This is a genomic window from Mycolicibacter sinensis (assembly GCF_001667375.1).
GTDB lineage: Bacteria > Actinomycetota > Actinomycetes > Mycobacteriales > Mycobacteriaceae > Mycobacterium > Mycobacterium sinense_A.
In genome coordinates this window covers 16,344-32,294 of record NZ_LZIN01000052.1, presented here as the reverse complement: position 1 = coordinate 32,294, position 15,951 = coordinate 16,344, and the positions used below count along the sequence as shown (strand labels likewise).

Below are 15,951 nucleotides of genomic sequence, written 5' to 3'. Positions count from 1 at the left end.
GTTTGCTCGAGGGATGTCTGCACCCACCAGGTTGCCGCCGCCCCGGCTGGTCCGCGCCGTTGAGCGGGTCCGCGACCGGCTCTACCGGCTCCATCAGCGGCTTGCGCCGGCGCCGGCGGTGATGATGGAGATGATCCTCACCGCCTGGATGTCCCAGGCGATCACCGTGGCCGCCGAACTCGGCGTCGCCGACGTACTCGCTGACGGCCCGCAGCCCATCGAAGAATTGGCGAGCCGAGTCGGCGCGGACCCCGACGCACTGGCCCGGCTGCTGCGGGCACTGATCAGTCGCGGCGTGTTTCGCCGCCGCCGCGACGGCCGCTATGAACTGAACGCGCTGGCCGACACCCTGCGCCGCGACGGTTTCCCGTCGATGGCCGGCATGGCACGGTTCGTCGGGTCACCGCAGCATCGCGAACATTGGAGCCTGCTGGCCGACGCGGTCCGGACCGGTAAAGCCGTCGTCCCGCAGTTGCGCGGTATGCCCGCCTTCGACTACCTGGCGCAGGAGCCCGACCTTGCCGAGGTGTTCAACCAGGCGATGACCAGCGGCTCGGAGTGGGCGGTGGCACCGCTGGTGTCGGCCTACGACTTCAGTGGCTATCCGACGATCGTCGACGTCGGGGGTGGGCACGGCCGGCTGCTGGCCGCTGTCCTGGCGGCCACCCCCAAGGCCCGCGGGGTCCTCTATGACCTGCCGCACGTCGTCGCGGGTGCCCCGGCGCTACTGGCCGAGCACCGGGTGACAGACCGGGTTCGCGTCGTCGAGGGATCGTTCTTCGAGCAGGTTCCCAGCGGCGGGGACGCCTACCTGCTCAAGAACGTCATCCACGATTGGCCGGATGAGCAGGCCGTCCAGATTCTGCAGAACGTGCGGGCGGCGGCCCGGCCCGGCGCAGTGGCGTTGTTGGTCGAACTGGTGATTCCCGAGCACGACAGGGAGTTCCTGGGCAAGTGGGCGGACCTGGAGATGCTGGTAGGCGCGGCGGCCCGCGAGCGTACCGCCGCGCAATACCGCGGTCTTGTCGAGCAGGCCGGGTTTGCGATGACCCGGGTGGTGCCGACCGCGTCGCCTTTCAGTGTGGTGGAGGCGCGGGCGGTGTGACCACTTCGGCGGTCAACGCGGGCCTCTGCCCTCCCAACCATCCGGTTGGTCTATTGTCGTCGGAAAGATTCCGTCGATCCCGGAGGGCAGGCGATGAGCGCCGCAATCAAGTACCAGCGAACCCTGTTCGAGCCTGAGCACGAGCTGTTCCGGGAGTCCTACCGGGCGTTTTTGGACCGCCACGTCGCGCCGCACCACGAGGAGTGGGAGAAGGCCAAGATCGTCGACCGCGGCGTCTGGCTCGAAGCCGGCAAGCAGGGCTTTTTGGGCATGGCGGTGCCCGAGGAGTACGGCGGCGGCGGCAATCCGGACTTCCGTTACAACACGATCATCACCGAGGAGACCACCGCGGGCCGCTACAGCGGCATCGGGTTCAGTCTGCACAACGATGTCTGTGCGCCCTACCTGCTGGAACTGTGCAACGACGAGCAGAAGCAGCGCTGGCTGCCCAAGTTCTGCACCGGTGAACTGATCACCGCGATCGCGATGACCGAGCCTGGAACCGGCAGCGACCTGCAGGGCATCAAGACCCGGGCGGTCAAACAGGGCGACCACTACGTGCTGAACGGGTCGAAGACGTTCATCACCAACGGCATCCACTCCGACCTGGTCATCGTCGTCGCCCAGACCGACCCGGAGAAGGGCGCGCAGGGCTTCAGCCTGCTGGTGGTGGAGCGCGGCATGGAGGGCTTTGAGCGCGGACGCCACCTGGACAAGATCGGGCTGGACGCCCAGGACACCGCCGAGCTGTCGTTCACCGACGTGCACGTGCCGGTCGAGAACCTGCTCGGCCAGGAGGGCATGGGCTTCATCTACCTGATGCAGAACCTGCCCCAGGAACGGATCTCGATCGCGATCATGGCCGCCGCGGCGATGGAGGCCACCCTCGAGCAGACCATCACCTATACCAAGGAACGCAAGGCGTTCGGCAAGCCGATCGGCAGCTTCCAGAACAGCCGTTTCCTGCTGGCCGAGCTGGCCACCGAGGCCACCGTGGTGCGGATGATGGTCGACGAGTTCATCCGGCTGCACCTGGACAAGCAGCTGACCGTGGAGCAGGCCGCGATGGCCAAGTGGTACAGCACCGAGAAGCAGGTCCACCTGATCGACCGCTGCCTGCAGCTGCACGGCGGCTACGGCTACATGCGCGAATACCCGATCGCCCGGGCCTACCTGGATGCCCGGGTGCAGACGATCTATGGCGGCACCACCGAGATCATGAAGGAGATCATCGGCCGCAGCCTGGGTGTCTAGCCCCTTGGTGATCAGTGGCCTGAGCTGCGCATTCGGCGCTATCGGGCGCTCGCTGGCGGGTGGTGGCGTCGGCATCGATTCGGCATCGGCTAGGTATCTGTTTCCGCAATATCGATGACTTCGCTTCGCAATACGGGTCGATTGCGGGAAAGTTTATGCCGGAAACATTTGCGTCGAGTGCGGTGCCTGGGAGGGCCTGGTGACTAGTCGGAAAGATCGGTTCGGCAAGACGGCGGTGCGCATTGCGCTCGGCCTCGCGACGACGGTCACCGTGCTGCTGTCGGTGCAGACCGCGGCGGCGACACCCGACAGCGACGCCCGCGACGCCATCACCGCGGCATGGCAGGCCGCCGGCGGCGATGGCTCACCGCTGGGCCCGCCCAAGGGCGACGTGCACCCGGCCGGGGCCGGATTCGCCCAGGACTTCGCTGGCGGCACGATGTTCTTCACCCCCGAAACCGGTGCCAAGGCGCTCTATGGGGCCATCCTCGACAAGTACGAGGCCCTGGGCGGGGCGGCCACCAACGACCTCGGGTTTCCCAACATCGACGAAGTGCCGGGTCTGGTCCCGGGCAGCCGTGTGGCGATCTTCTCCGGTCGCGACAACCCGGTGATCTTCTGGACGCCCGAGCACGGCGCCCACGTGGTCCGCGGCCCGATCAACGCCGGCTGGGACAAATTGGGCAGCTCCACCGGCCCGCTCGGGGTGCCGGTCGAGGACGAGAACTACGACGGCGCGGTGGTGACCCAGAAGTTCAGCGCCGGCGCGCTGTCCTTCGACGGGGCGACCAAGACGTTCACCACGGTGCCGCCGGAGCTGGCCGCCCAGCTGGCCGACCTGCAGGTTCAGCTCGACCCGACCGCGGCCATCGACCAGGCGTGGCGCACCGCCGGCGGCCCCTCGGGCGCGCTCGGCGCCAAGCAGGGCGACGAGTACGTGGTCGGCAGCGACGGCGTGGGCCAGGATTTCGCGCACGGCAAGGTCTACTTCTCGCCGGCCACCGGAGCCAACGCGGTCGAAGGCGACGTGTTGGCCAAATACGAGTCGCTGGGCGGTCCGGCCGGCAGCGATCTGGGCTTCCCCATCACCAGTACGGCCGACGGTTCCATCCCCGGAAGCAAGTTCAATTCCTTTGCCGCCGACGACGATCCGGTGATCTTCTTCAGCCCGGACAACGGCGCCTTTGTGGTGCGCAGCGCGATGAAGGCCGCCTGGGACAAGCTCGACGGCGCGTCCGGGAAGCTGGGCGCCCCGGTGGGCGATCAAGCCCTCGACGGTGACGTGGTTACGCAGAAGTTCACCGGTGGGGCGATCTCCTGGAACCAGACGACCAACACCTTCAGCGCCGAACCGGCCGAACTGGCGCACGCCTTGTCGGGCTTGCAGATTCCGGGGATGAACCTGCCCAACAGCAGCACGTCCACGGCGCCCGGCACCGCCAAGGAGTCGCACTGGAACTGGCTGTGGGTGCTGATCCCGGTCGCGGTGCTGGTGGTGCTGGGGGCGCTGGCAGCCGCGGCGATGTGGTGGCAGCGCCGCCGGCCGGCCGCGGCACCCGAGGAGCGGGCGCCGGTCGCGGTGCCCGCCCCGGTCCGCGACGACTACGACGACGATGACGAGGCGTGGGCCCACCAGGAGCAGCAGGACCACGAGGGCACGGTTCGACTGCCGAGCCGGTACGGCCGCTCGTCGTTCGGTGCGGCACCCGAGGAGTCATCGGATCAGTCGATTCCGGATGCGCCCTGGCTGCACTACGGCGAACCCGAGGCCGGCGACGAACCCGACGACGAGGACGAGGCGGACACCGCGCCGACGCGGGTGGTGACCGAGGAGGATCTGGGCGGTACCGGCCGGCACGCCGTGGGGCACGGGGCTTCGGGCAGCGAATCGCGCGCTTTCGGCTCGGGGGCACAACCTCGGACATTCGGCGCGGGCCGGCGCAGCTTGGGCGCCGACGAGTCGGTCCATCCGGTGATGCACCTGCCGCTGGATGACCCCTACCAGCAGCCGGACGGCTACCCGATCAAGGCGAACATCGGCTCGGGGCTCTACTACACGCCGCAGAACGCCCTGTACGACGACACGCTCGCCGAGATCTGGTTCGCCTCCGAGGATGCCGCCCGGCTCAACGGATTCACCAGGGCGGGCTGATCACCGCAGGGGCAGCGAATTTCGTTCGCTGTCCGGGCGGGACCCGAAGATCCGGCGCTGATCTTCGGTGATGGCGACGTCGTCGATGCTGGACTCGCGGCGGCTCATCCGGCCGTCGTCGGCGAACTCCCACAGCTCGTTGCCGTAGCTGCGCCACCACTGACCGTCGGCGTCCCGGCTTTCGTACTGGTAGCGCACCGCGATCCGATTGCCGTGATAACACCACAGCTCTTTACGCAGTGCGTAGTCGCGCTCACGCTCCCACTTGCGTCGCAGGAACGCCGCGATTTCGGCGCGCCCGCTGATGAACTCGTCGCGATTACGCCAGACCGAGTCGTCGGTGTAGGCCTGCGCCACCCGGTCGGGGTCGCGGGTGTTCCAGGCGTCCTCGGCGGCGGCGACCTTACGCTGCGCCGACTCCTCGTCGAACGGCGGGCACGGGTCGAACATGCTGGCCTCCCTTGGTATCACGGCGTCAACTGTGCCAGCGCTTCGGCGGCCGGAACGATGTCGTGGATGCGGTGAATCGTCTCGCCGGCGTAGAGCGCCGATCGGTCGACGACGGCCGCGTCCATCCCGGCCAGCGGCAGCGCGGGGGTATACAGCGGCACCGTGGGCCGCTGGAGGGCAAGGATCGCGCCCTGGGCGCTCACCGGCATCAGCCGGCTCAGCCGCGCACCGGCCCGATTGAATGCCCGCACCGCCGGTGGCCCGAGTTCGTCGCGCGCACACCAGCGTTCGGTGGCCGCATTCGGGATGACCCGGTGCGCCAGCGGCCAGCCCATGCCGAACAACATCGTGCGGATGGTTCGCCGGGCGCTGAGCACCTTGTGCTTGTAGGCCGGATGTGCACGCGACTCCTCGGTGAGCAGAAAGCGGGTCCCGGCAATCGCCCCGGCGGCCCCGGCGGCCAGCAGTGCCCGGACGTCGTCGGCGTCGGCGACCCCGCCGGCGGCCAGCACCGGGGCTCCGCCCGCGGCCTCAAGCACCTCGGGCAAGGTCACCGCCAGCGGCCGGTCGGCCACCAGGTGGCCGCCGGCCTCGACGCCCTGGGCCACCAGTCCGTCAGCGCCGGCGGCCAGCGCCCGGCGGGCTTGCGCGGCGTCACCGGCGGTGCACAACACCGGGATTCGCGCCGCCCGCAGTGCCGCGATCGCGCGTGCCGGAGCGCCGTCGTGAAACACCACCAGGGCGGCGCCGGCCGTGATGCAGGCATCGATGTGGGCACGGCGGGCGAACGGCACCAACAGATTGGCCGCCACCGGGCGCCCACCGGCCAGCGTCACGGCGCGACGCAGCTCCGCGGCGAAGCGGCGCGGATCGCTCAGCCCGACGGTGCCCAGGCCGCCGGCCGCCGATACCGCACCGGCCAACTCCGCACCGGCCACGCCGCCGCCCATCCCGGCCTGCATGATCGGGGCGCTCAACCCCAGCGACTCCAGCAGGCTCATCGGTGCGGCCCGACCTGTTCGAGGGCACGGACCGTAACGCAGCACCGCCGCTCGCATGGAGTCAGCGCCGCGCGCTGCGGCGGTTCGCCGGCGCCCTCCAGCATGCCCCGGATCAGCTGCAGATTGAGCCCGCACACCTCTTCGGTGTACTGGCGCGCCAGGCGTTCGAACGGGCAGTTGCGCAGCTCGATATCGCCATCGCCGGTGACCGCAGGCTCATAGCCGTACTCGCAGAGCGCGTCGAAGACGTCGTGTTCGGCTGCCCCGGTCCGCCCGGCCCGGCGGGCCGCCGCCGCGATCGCCGAGCGCACGGTGCCGGCATCATCGGCGACCATGGCGGCGACTAACAGATCGGCCAGCAAAGCGTAGTTGCGCGGCGGCACGCTGACCGAAAGCTCGGCTCGGGTGCGCGAGTAACGCTTGGCGGGGCGCCCGGCACCGGGCCCGGAGCGGCCGGCAGGCCGGGCGTAGCTCACCGAGAGAATCCCCGCCTCGGCCAGTTTGTCCAGGTGGTAGGCCGCCAGGGTGCGGCTGATACCGACGGCGCTCGCGGCGTCCTCGCGGGCCACCGGCTCGTCGCGGGACGCGATGTACTGATAGAGCCGCTGCCGCACCGGATCGTCCAGAGCGCTCAATCCGGCTAACGGATCCAGACCGCCGCAGGGTGGGGTGCTCATCAACCCAATGTAACACCAAAAAATGTTGACAAATAGGGCCGAGTGCGGTCAATCTGAACGGATCGCTGACACGTGGGATGGGGGAGATTGAGATGTCGGTAGCCGTCTACGCCGACCTGCGGGTGGTCGATGGGCCGGTCCCGGACCTGGACGCCGCCGAGCAGGCCGCCGCGGCGTTTCTACACGCCCTGGGCGTCTCCACCGACGATGAGGCGCTTGCGGGCACGCCGCGCCGGATGGCGCGGGCCTACGCCGAGATGTTCACCCCGAAGCCGTTCGAGGCCACCACTTTTCCCAACGACGAGGGATACGACGAATTGGTGCTGGTGCGCGACATCCCGTTCCGTTCGGTCTGCGAGCATCATCTGCTGCCGTTCACCGGAACCGCCTGTGTCGCTTATTTGCCCGGCGATCGCATCCTCGGCCTGTCCAAGCTGGCCCGGGTCGTGGACTACTTCGCCTGCCGGCCGCAGGTGCAGGAACGCCTCACCAAGCAGGTGGCCGACTGGCTCACCGAGCACCTGCGCCCGCGCGCCGTCGGGGTGGTAATCCGCGCCGAGCACACCTGCATGACGTTGCGCGGCGTACACGCCACCGGGTCGACCACCGTGACCTCGACCCTGCTGGGCACGCTGCGAACCGACGCGCGCTCCCGCCAGGAGTTCTTCTCCCTGGTCGGCCTCGGTGGTAGCCGGTAGCCGCCGAATCGCCGGTCAGATCTTGCGGATGACGGTCACGACCTTGCCCAGCACCACCGCGTCGTTGCCCGGAATGGGGTCGAAAACCGGGTTGTGCGGCATCAGCCAGACCTGACCGCCGGCCCGTTTGAAGGTCTTGACGGTGGCCTCGCCATCGATCATCGCGGCCACGATGTCGCCGTTGTCGGCGACGTTCTGCTGGCGCACCACCACCCAGTCGCCGTCGCAGATCGCGGCGTCCACCATCGACTCACCGACCACCTTGAGCAGGAACAGCTCGCCTTCGCCCACCAGTTCGCGGGGGAGCGGGAAGACGTCCTCGACCGCTTCCTCGGCCAGGATCGGCCCGCCGGCCGCGATCCGGCCCAGCACCGGAACGAAGGTGGGTTCGGGCAGCGCATCGGATCCGGCCAACTCCGTCCGTGGAGCCGAGCCGGAGGCCAGGTTCGTTTCGTCCGGGCCGCGGACGTCGACGGCGCGGGGCCGGTTGGGGTCGCGACGCAGGTAACCCTTGCGTTCCAGCGTGCGCAGCTGGTGGGCGACCGAGGACGTCGAGGTCAGTCCGACAGCGTCGCCGATCTCCCGGATGCTCGGCGGGTAGCCCCGTTCGTTCACCGAGGCGCGGATGACGTCGAGGATGGTGCGCTGCCGGGCGGTCAGCGGTGAATCGGGCACAGATGCCAGTCCCGGGCCGGTGGTCTTGCTGCTGTCGCTCATAGCGGCGAATGTAGTCCTCTGATCGCGATTAATCAAACATGTGTTCGAGGTGTGTCGTGCGGGCGTTCGAAGCCGGCCCGAGGATGTCGGTGGTGGTCGCTAATGTATTCGACAACGAATCGATCACATGTTCGGATATCGAACATACAATCGATTATGATTCGAACAGTCGAGCGAATAGGGTCGCCGACGCCGAGTGAGGGAGAACCGCACATGATGCTGATCGACACGAGCGCTCCGACGTTCGACCAGGTCGGGCCCGACCGGTTCGGGACCCGTCGCGGTCCCGGTGCCGCGCGGCGCGCGTGCGCGGTGCAGACTCGGCCGCCGCGGCTGGCGCGGACCCGTCCGGGCGGCGCGCCGCTTGAGCACCGGGGCAGCGGCGTGCTGATGTCGCGCACCGCGCACCGGCCGCAACCGGTCAAGCCCATCACTCCGGCGACCACCGTGGTGCTGGCTTTGATCGCCGCAGGCATCACGGTGTGGCTCGGGCTGGTCGCCCAATTCGGTGCGTCGATGGCCGGCGGTGGCGCGCCCGCAGTGCCCGAGCAGTTGGGCGTGGTCCGGGTTCAAAGCGGCGAGAGCCTGCAGCGCTTGGCGGCCCGGGTCGCACCCGACGCGCCGACCGCGCAGGTTGTCGATCGGATCCGCGAGCTCAACAATCTGGAATCGGCGGCCCTGGACGCCGGCCAGCCGCTGATCGCGCCGATCGGCTGAACGTCGATGTCCGGCCGGCCGCGGCCCGCGCCCACTGCGGCGCGCCGCCCGGCACCCGCGCAGGTACGCTCACTGGTGTCCCAGTGGTCCGGGCCGCCTCAGCTCGTGCAGGTGTCCGGCTCTCGGCACGGCGAAGGAGCGGCCATGCATTGCCCGTTTTGTCGCCATCCAGACTCCCGGGTGGTGGATTCCCGCGAAACCGACGAAGGCCAGACCATTCGCCGCCGTCGGTCCTGCCCGGAATGCGGTCGTCGCTTCTCTACGGTGGAGACGGCGGTGTTGGCCGTGGTGAAACGCAGCGGCGTCACCGAGCCGTTCAGCCGGGAGAAGGTCATCAGCGGGGTGCGTCGGGCATGTCAGGGCAGGGACGTCGACGATGACGCGCTCAACCTGCTGGCCCAACAGGTCGAAGACGTGGTACGGGCGGCCGGCTCACCCGAGATCCCCAGCCACGAGGTGGGTTTGGCGATTCTGGGCCCCCTGCGCGAACTCGACGAAGTCGCCTACCTGCGATTCGCCTCGGTGTATCGCTCGTTCTCATCGGCGGCCGACTTCGAGCGGGAGATCGAGGCACTGCGCGAGCACCGCCAGGTACCCAGCACCGGTTGAGCTCGCCGCGCACTACGCTGGCTCCATGGCACCCGATCTGCACCCGAATCTGGTGGAGTTGGCCCCGCTGTTGGGCACCTGGTCCGGCCGGGGCTCGGGGGTATATCCCACGATCACGTCGTTCGACTACCTCGAAGAGGTGAGCTTCGCGCACGTCGGCAAACCGTTTCTGATCTACGGCCAGAAGACCAAGTCGGCCGCCGACGGCCTGCCGCTGCACGCCGAGACCGGATACCTACGCGTCCCGGAACCGGGCCGGATCGAGTGGGTGCTGGCCCATCCGAGCGGGATCACCGAGATCGAGGTGGGCGGCTACCAGGTGACCGCCGACGGCATCGATCTCGAGATGACGGCGCCGACGATCGGCCTGGCACCCACCGCCAAGAAGGTGACAGCGCTGCGCCGCCACTACTGCCTGGCCGGCGATGAGTTGTCCTACACGCTGGATATGGGCGCGGTGGGTCAGCCGGCGCAGAACCACCTGACCGCCAGCCTGCGCCGAACCGGGTAGGCCCGGTCAGTCGTCGCCGCGGTCCTTCTTGGCTTCCTGGGCCAGGAAGCGTTCGAATTCGGCACCCAGTTCGTCGGCGCTCGGCAGATCCTCGTCGCGCGCCAGCAGCGAACGGTTCTCCTGGGCAGCGATGAACGCGTCGTACTGGCGTTCCAGTGCCGCCACCACCTGGGCCACCTCGGCGCTCGCCTCCACCTGCTCGTCGATCTTGGCTCGGATCTCGGCCGCGGCCACACCGAGTTCGCCCAGCGGCAACTGCAGTGAACCGGACTGGGCGGCCTGCCGCAGCAGAGCCTCGGCCGCCTCCGGGTAGTCGGTCTGCGACACGTAATGCGGCACGTGCACGGTGAACCCGACCACCTCGTGGCCGTGCTGGGCCATTCGATACTCCAGCAGGTTGGAGGCGCTGCCCGGGACCTGGACCTCGGCGATCCACGGGGTGAAATCGGTGATCAGCTCCCGGTTGTTGGAGTGCGCGGTCAGTGTCACCGGCCGGGTGTGCGGGACCGCCATCGGGATGGTGCCCAGCCCGATGGTCCGCCGGACCCCGAGCCGCTCGGCCAGCAGCCGTACCGCGGTGATGAACCGCTCCCACTTGAGGTCCGGCTCCATGCCCGCCAACAGCAGAAACGGCGTCCCCGCCGTGTCGCGTAGCGCGTAGAGGCTGAGCTCGGGTTCGGCGTAATGGGTGAAGTGGTCGGTCTTGAAGGTCATCACCGGCCGGCGAGACCGGTAGTCGAGGAGGTCGTCGATCGCGAACGACGCGACCAGCTCACTGTCGAGGCTGGTCTTGAGGTGGCCGGCGGCCAGCCGGATCGCGTGGCCTGCGTCGGAGAAGCCCTCCAACGCGTGGATCAGGACCGGACCCGCGCCGTCCGGCGACGTCAGCTGAGGCGCCGGGACCTCCAGCTCGTACATGCCGCCTTGCTCGGCCTGATAATGCCGGTCCGGGGTGGGACCGGTGTCCGGTTGATCGGCCATTGCCTCTGCCTCCTCATCGATCTCGGTGCGGATTGCACCGCCTAGTTTCCCCCACTTCGGGCCGCATCGGAAAACGATGCGCACTTGCGACCGACAACGCGCGGGTGCGTCGACCGCATTCCCCGATGGGTTCCCGTTCGCTTAGCGATGAAATCCCCTTCGATACGCGCGCGCTCACAGTTGCGGGTTCATCCACAAAGTGGCCGCCTACCGCACGCGGTCGCGCCCCCGATGACGGTGGGCGTCGTCAACGTTGCTGCCATGACGACGAAGCAACCCGAATTCACCTTGAATCGGCCCGGAGCGCTGATCGCGGCGCTGCCGGCCATCCTCGGCTTTGTGCCGGAGAAATCATTGATCCTGGTCGCGATCGACGGCGGCGAACTGGGCTCGGTGCTGCGGGTCGACCTCTCCGACGAACTGGCCGATACCGTCGGCCACCTCGCCGACGTCGCCGCGGCCGCAGCTCCGGCGGCGGCGATCGCGGTGATCGTCGACGCCGACGGAGCGCATTGCCCGGTCTGCAACGACCAGCATCGCCGGCTGGTCGACGCCCTGTCGCTGGAGTTGTCGCGCCACGACATTGAGCTGCTCACCGTGCACTTGGTGGACCGGGTGGCAGTCGGGGGCCGGTGGCACTGCGCCGATGGCTGCGGCGCCGGCGGGCCGGTCGACGACCCGGCGTCTTCTCCGCTGGCTGCGGCCGCGGTGCTGGAGGGCAGGCGCCTCTATCCGCGCCGAGCGGACCTACAGGCGGTGATCGCCCCCGACGACGCGGCGCGCCGTGCCGCGGTGGGGGCCGTGATCGATGACCTTGCGGCCGACCGGGCGGCCGCGGTCAAGGCCGGGGGACAGGACCGGGCCCGCCGCGACGTCGAAGCGATGCTGCAGGCCGTGATCGCGCTGGCCGCCGGCGGGGAGCCGAGCGAGGCGGATCTGGCGCGGCTCGGATGTTCGCTGACCGATGTGCTGGTCCGCGACACCCTGTGTGCGTTGGCGGTCGGCGAACACGCCGGCGACGCGGAGATGCTGTGGGCGCTGCTGGCCCGTGCCCTGCCCGAGCCGTGGCGGGCCGAGGCGCTGGTGCTGCTGGCGTTCGGCGCCTACGCGCGCGGAGACGGACCGCTGGCCGGGGTATCGCTGGAGGCCGCGTTGCGGAGCATGCCGGAGCACCGGATGGCGGGCCTGCTCGACACGGCGCTGCAGTCGGGATTGCGGCCGGACCGCATCCGCGGGCTGGCCGACACCGGATATCGGCTTGCCCGACAACTCGGGGTGCGGTTGCCGCAGCGGCGGGGCTGCGGTCAGCGGGCAGGCTGAGCCCGCCGGTTCAGCGAGGTTCGACGGAGGAGAAGCGAAGCTGGGACCGCCGCATGGACCCGGCGGTTTAGACCTTCTGGACCTTGACGGCGTGCGCCATCTGGTAGGGCAGGCTGACGTCGGTGTGCCCGGGCATCACGATGGTCACGCCGTCGTCTGCGTCGGCCTCGACGGTCACCCGGGCGTTCGGCACCACACCGGCCTCCTTCAGCCGGGTGATCAAGTCGATGTCGCCTTGGACGTGCTCGGTGAGCTGGCGCACCACCACCGCCACCGGCGAGCCCGCCGGCAACTCGGTCAACCGGACCAGGTCGGCGTCCCAGGACCCGGAGTCCGCGCCGAAACCGAGATCCAGCAGACCCGGGATCGGGTTGCCGAACGGTGACGTGGTGGGGTTGTCGAGCACCTGCACCAGACGACGCTCGACGTCCTCGCTCATCACGTGCTCCCAACGGCAGGCCTCGGCGTGCACGTCTTCCAGGGGCAGCCCGATGATGTCGACGAGCAGCCGCTCGGCCAGCCGGTGCTTGCGCATCACCGACACCGCCAGCGCGCGGCCCTTCTCGGTGAGTTCCAGGTGCCGGTCACCGGCGACCCTCAGCAGGCCGTCGCGCTCCATGCGGGACACCGTCTGGCTGACGGTCGGCCCGCTTTGTTCCAGCCGCTCGGCGATCCGAGCACGCAGCGGGGTGACACCCTCTTCCTCAAGGTCATAGATCGTCCTGAGGTACATCTCGGTGGTATCAACCAACTCATTCATTGCGCGCCTTCCGTCCCCGCTGAGTCTACTTCGGCAGGCCAGACCGCGGTGAACGAGCGACGCCGAGGGCGGCCCGGCGGCAGCGATGGCCGCCGGGCCGTCGCACTGCTGCGGCGGCCCGGCGGGACGGTGTCAGCTGGCGTAGGAGCGTAAGCGGTCGGCGCGCTCGCCGTTCCGCAGCTTGGCCATCACCTCGCGCTCGATCTGGCGGACCCGTTCGCGGGACAGGCCGAACAGCTTGCCGATCTGATCCAGCGTGCGGGGCTGCCCGTCGTCGAGGCCGAACCGCAGCCGAATCACCTGGTGCTCACGCTCGTCCAGGGTCGCCAGGACGCTGCGGATGTCGGTGTGCAGCAGCTCGGAGATCACCGCGTTCTCCGCGGACATCGCCTCGGAGTCCTCGATGAAGTCGCCCAGCGGAGCTTCCTCGTCCGAGCCGACCGGCATGTCCAGGCTGACCGGGTCGCGGCTGTGCTCCAGCAGGTCGTTGATCTTCTCCGCCGGAATACCGGATTCGGCGGCGAGCTCCTCATCGGTGGCCTCGCGTCCGAGCTGCTGATGCATCTCACGCTTGATCCGGGCCAGCTTGTTGACCTGCTCGACCAGGTGCACCGGCAGCCGGATGGTGCGGCTCTGATCGGCCATCCCGCGGGTGATGGCCTGGCGAATCCACCAGGTGGCGTAGGTGGAGAACTTGAAGCCCTTTGCGTAGTCGAACTTCTCCATCGCCCGGATCAGCCCGAGGTTGCCTTCCTGAATCAGGTCCAGCAACGGCATCCCGCGACCGGTGTAGCGCTTGGCCAGTGAGACCACCAGGCGCAGGTTGGCTTCCAGCAGATGCCGGCGGGCGTCCGCGCCGTCGCGGACCACCGCCGCCAGCTCGCGCTTGCGCTTCTCGCCGAAGCGCTTGCGGGTGTCCAGCAGGTGCTGTGCATAAAGCCCGGCCTCGATGCGTTTGGCGAGCTCCACCTCGTCGGCGGCGTTGAGCAGTGCGGTCTTGCCGATACCGTTGAGGTACACCCGCACCAAATCCGCGGCTGGACTCTGCGCGTCCAGGTCACCGTCGATCCGACTGATGGTGGCATCTGCCCTTGCCATTACGGCCTCCCGTTGATCGGCTTCAGCTGTCACACGTGTCAACGTCTGACACGGGTGCAGAGTTCCCGCCTGATCGCTTTTCCACACCACTTGACGTGCGGGAATACCGGGATGTCTTTGAGAATGTGCTAAGAACCGGTGCCGTGCGGCGGTTCGCCGGCCCCGCCGCCACCGGACTCGCGCGACTCGGACCCCGGCTCGTCGGTAGGCGATTGAGGCCCGGACTCGAAAGGCTGCGGCTGCTCCAGCGCCCGGCGCCCGGCGGTGGGAAACAACGGCGTACGTGCCGGAGCGGCGTCGTATCGGCGCGGCTCGTCGGCGCTGCGCGGCGGCCGGTCGTTGGCGATCAGCACCGCTATCCACGGCAGCGGTATCGAGGCGACCAGGATCAGCAGGGAGATCAAGCCGTTGTGCCAAATCCCGTAGGCGATCGCGGCCAGCACCAGTGCCGGCACCCGGAACGCCATCAGCGTCAGGTACTTGCGTACCCGTTCACGGTGCTGCTGTTCGAAGGACGGAGCGGCAGCAGTGATGAGCACCGGCCGACCGTCGTCGTCGAAACCCAGCTCGGGGCCGTGCTTCATCACTCCACTGTCCCACACCGACCGGTGTCGCGGCACCAGGGGTTTTACGATCCGTTGAGTTCTGGGCACAATGGGCAGATGGGCATACAGACCGACACTCTCGAGCGCACCGATGCCGAGGAACGCGTCGATGACGGGACCGGCGACGACACCCCGAAGTTCTTCCACTACGTCAAGAAGGACAAGATCGCCGAGAGTGCGGTCATGGGCACCCACGTGGTGGCGCTGTGCGGTGAGGTGTTCCCGGTGACCAAGTCGGCGAAGCCGGGATCGCCGGTCTGCCCGGACTGCAAGCGGATCTACGCGACCCTCAAGAAGGCGTGAGCGGATCGTCGCAGCCGCGATCGTTCCGGGTCGTGCGAGTCGCCATCCACTCGCGCAATCGGCGCAGGTGGGTGGACTCCGCCGGCCACTCCTCCTGAACGGCGGCGTTCAGCTCGGCGCCCAGCATGATGGCGAAGCCGAGTAGAAACGCGAACAGCAGGAACGCGATCGGGGTTGCCAGCGCACCGTAGGTGTAGCCGGTGCTGGTGATGTAGCGCAGGTAGACCCGCAGCCCCAGCGTCGCGACGACGAACACCGTGGTGGCCAGCACCGCACCCATCACCAGCCGGTGCGAGGGCAGGGGCTTGGGCAGCGAAACCCGGTAGAGCACGGTCACGGCCACCAGCAGCCCCAGCACCAACGCCGGGTAGTAGCCGAACCGCAGCAGATCCGTCCACCGGGCGGGCAGGTGTTCGGCCACCGCGTGGGGGCCCAGCGCAGCGAACGGGGCCCCGGCGACCGCGATCACCAGCATCGCCACATACAGGCCCAGCGCGAAGAACCGTTGCCGCACCGGATGACGCAGCGCGGTCTGATCATGTGCCTCGACCACCGAGTCGACGAACGCCGAGATCGCCGAGGAACCGGCCCACAGCGAAATCACGAAGCCGAGCGAGACCACCTCGCCCCGAGCGTTGGAAACGATGTCCCGCACGGTGGGCTCGATGATTTCCACCACCACGTTCTTCGAGAAGAAGCTGCTTGCCATGCCGATCAGCCGGTCCTGGATGGTCGCCAATGTGTCCGGGCCGAACAACGGTGCTATGTAGGACAGGCTGCCCAGCATCCCCAGCAGCAGCGGCGGCAGCGACAGCACCGACCAGAAGCCCGCCTGCGCCGACTCGGCGAAGATCGAGTCGTCCCAGCTCTTGGCCAAGGTGCGGCGGGCGATGCGCAGCAGGTGGTGTCGGGAAGGTCGGGGAATCTGGTCAGTCATGACCAGCCCAGCATTCCTGACAAGTGGTGCTACTGCACAACTCCCGCTGCCGCGGG

The 15,951-nt window shown here is 68.7% G+C and carries 18 protein-coding genes; 9 read left to right on the top strand and 9 right to left on the bottom strand.

All coding sequences use genetic code 11. The annotated features are described in order from the left end of the window. Positions 1-13: 13 nt before the first annotated feature. The 3 genes from A5771_RS10195 (at position 14) to A5771_RS10185 (ending at position 4,511) form a co-directional block, all read left to right on the top strand. A complete protein-coding gene (locus A5771_RS10195) occupies positions 14-1,105 on the top strand; it encodes a methyltransferase (protein ID WP_064855097.1) in 1,092 nt (363 codons plus the stop codon). A gap of 93 nt (positions 1,106-1,198) precedes the next feature. Further along, complete coding sequence (locus A5771_RS10190; RefSeq protein WP_064855096.1) at positions 1,199-2,359, top strand: acyl-CoA dehydrogenase family protein; 1,161 nt, start codon at positions 1,199-1,201, stop codon at positions 2,357-2,359. 199 nt (positions 2,360-2,558) lie between these two features. Continuing rightward, positions 2,559-4,511, top strand: a complete 1,953-nt coding sequence (locus A5771_RS10185) for an LGFP repeat-containing protein (protein WP_234783017.1) — start codon at positions 2,559-2,561, stop codon at positions 4,509-4,511. Here the strand turns inward: A5771_RS10185 and A5771_RS10180 are convergent, their stop codons facing one another. The 3 genes from A5771_RS10180 to A5771_RS10170 are packed head-to-tail and all read right to left on the bottom strand — an operon-like array spanning position 4,512 to position 6,639. Continuing rightward, the gene (locus A5771_RS10180) at positions 4,512-4,961 is read right to left on the bottom strand and encodes a nuclear transport factor 2 family protein (protein ID WP_064855095.1); all 450 of its coding nucleotides are present in this window, start codon (positions 4,959-4,961) and stop codon (positions 4,512-4,514) included. It lies immediately after the preceding gene. A gap of 17 nt (positions 4,962-4,978) precedes the next feature. Then, positions 4,979-5,962 carry an NAD(P)H-dependent flavin oxidoreductase gene (locus A5771_RS10175; RefSeq protein WP_064855094.1) on the bottom strand — a complete coding sequence of 328 codons (984 nt, stop codon included), beginning with the start codon at positions 5,960-5,962 and terminating at the stop codon, positions 4,979-4,981. Then, positions 5,959-6,639: a helix-turn-helix transcriptional regulator gene (locus A5771_RS10170; RefSeq protein ID WP_064855093.1), complete on the bottom strand. Its 681-nt coding sequence runs from the start codon at positions 6,637-6,639 to the stop codon at positions 5,959-5,961. Before A5771_RS10170 ends, A5771_RS10175 begins: the two co-directional genes overlap by 4 nt. A gap of 92 nt (positions 6,640-6,731) precedes the next feature. Between A5771_RS10170 and folE the strand changes: the two genes are divergently transcribed. Further along, complete coding sequence (folE, locus tag A5771_RS10165) at positions 6,732-7,337, top strand: GTP cyclohydrolase I FolE (protein ID WP_064855158.1); 606 nt, start codon at positions 6,732-6,734, stop codon at positions 7,335-7,337. A 15-nt stretch (positions 7,338-7,352) separates the two neighbouring features. Here the strand turns inward: folE and lexA are convergent, their stop codons facing one another. Continuing rightward, positions 7,353-8,054 (bottom strand): transcriptional repressor LexA, encoded by a 702-nt coding sequence (gene lexA, locus A5771_RS10160; RefSeq protein WP_064855092.1) that lies wholly within the window; start codon positions 8,052-8,054, stop codon positions 7,353-7,355. Positions 8,055-8,267: 213 nt separating this feature from the next. Here lexA and A5771_RS10155 point away from each other — a divergent pair, with 213 nt between their 5' ends. The 3 genes from A5771_RS10155 (at position 8,268) to A5771_RS10145 (ending at position 9,891) form a co-directional block, all read left to right on the top strand. Continuing rightward, complete coding sequence (locus A5771_RS10155) at positions 8,268-8,771, top strand: LysM peptidoglycan-binding domain-containing protein (RefSeq protein WP_064855091.1); 504 nt, start codon at positions 8,268-8,270, stop codon at positions 8,769-8,771. 144 nt (positions 8,772-8,915) lie between these two features. Further along, the gene (nrdR, locus tag A5771_RS10150; protein WP_064855090.1) at positions 8,916-9,380 is read left to right on the top strand and encodes a transcriptional regulator NrdR; all 465 of its coding nucleotides are present in this window, start codon (positions 8,916-8,918) and stop codon (positions 9,378-9,380) included. A 25-nt stretch (positions 9,381-9,405) separates the two neighbouring features. Then, a complete protein-coding gene (locus tag A5771_RS10145) occupies positions 9,406-9,891 on the top strand; it encodes a peroxynitrite isomerase (RefSeq protein WP_064855089.1) in 486 nt (161 codons plus the stop codon). A 6-nt stretch (positions 9,892-9,897) separates the two neighbouring features. Here A5771_RS10145 and A5771_RS10140 read toward each other — a convergent pair whose 3' ends face one another. Continuing rightward, positions 9,898-10,872, bottom strand: coding sequence for a proteasome assembly chaperone family protein (locus tag A5771_RS10140; protein WP_064855088.1), 975 nt, complete (start codon positions 10,870-10,872; stop codon positions 9,898-9,900). A 261-nt stretch (positions 10,873-11,133) separates the two neighbouring features. Here A5771_RS10140 and A5771_RS10135 point away from each other — a divergent pair, with 261 nt between their 5' ends. Beyond that, complete coding sequence (locus A5771_RS10135; RefSeq protein ID WP_064855157.1) at positions 11,134-12,192, top strand: DUF4192 domain-containing protein; 1,059 nt, start codon at positions 11,134-11,136, stop codon at positions 12,190-12,192. A gap of 67 nt (positions 12,193-12,259) precedes the next feature. Here the strand turns inward: A5771_RS10135 and A5771_RS10130 are convergent, their stop codons facing one another. The 3 genes from A5771_RS10130 to A5771_RS10120 all read right to left on the bottom strand — a co-directional run bounded on the left by A5771_RS10130 (position 12,260) and on the right by A5771_RS10120 (position 14,652). Then, complete coding sequence (locus tag A5771_RS10130; protein ID WP_064855087.1) at positions 12,260-12,952, bottom strand: metal-dependent transcriptional regulator; 693 nt, start codon at positions 12,950-12,952, stop codon at positions 12,260-12,262. 132 nt (positions 12,953-13,084) lie between these two features. After that, positions 13,085-14,050 (bottom strand): sigma-70 family RNA polymerase sigma factor, encoded by a 966-nt coding sequence (locus tag A5771_RS10125; RefSeq protein WP_064855086.1) that lies wholly within the window; start codon positions 14,048-14,050, stop codon positions 13,085-13,087. 128 nt (positions 14,051-14,178) lie between these two features. After that, positions 14,179-14,652 (bottom strand): DUF3099 domain-containing protein, encoded by a 474-nt coding sequence (locus tag A5771_RS10120; RefSeq protein WP_109401091.1) that lies wholly within the window; start codon positions 14,650-14,652, stop codon positions 14,179-14,181. Between the two features lie 66 nt (positions 14,653-14,718). On the opposite strand from A5771_RS10120, the gene A5771_RS10115 reads away from it, so the two are divergent. Further along, the gene (locus A5771_RS10115) at positions 14,719-14,958 is read left to right on the top strand and encodes a DUF3039 domain-containing protein (RefSeq protein WP_064855156.1); all 240 of its coding nucleotides are present in this window, start codon (positions 14,719-14,721) and stop codon (positions 14,956-14,958) included. On the opposite strand, the gene A5771_RS10110 is transcribed toward A5771_RS10115, so the two are convergent. Beyond that, positions 14,945-15,895: a YihY/virulence factor BrkB family protein gene (locus A5771_RS10110; RefSeq protein WP_064855084.1), complete on the bottom strand. Its 951-nt coding sequence runs from the start codon at positions 15,893-15,895 to the stop codon at positions 14,945-14,947. The genes A5771_RS10115 and A5771_RS10110 overlap by 14 nt on opposite strands. Positions 15,896-15,951: the final 56 nt, after the last annotated feature.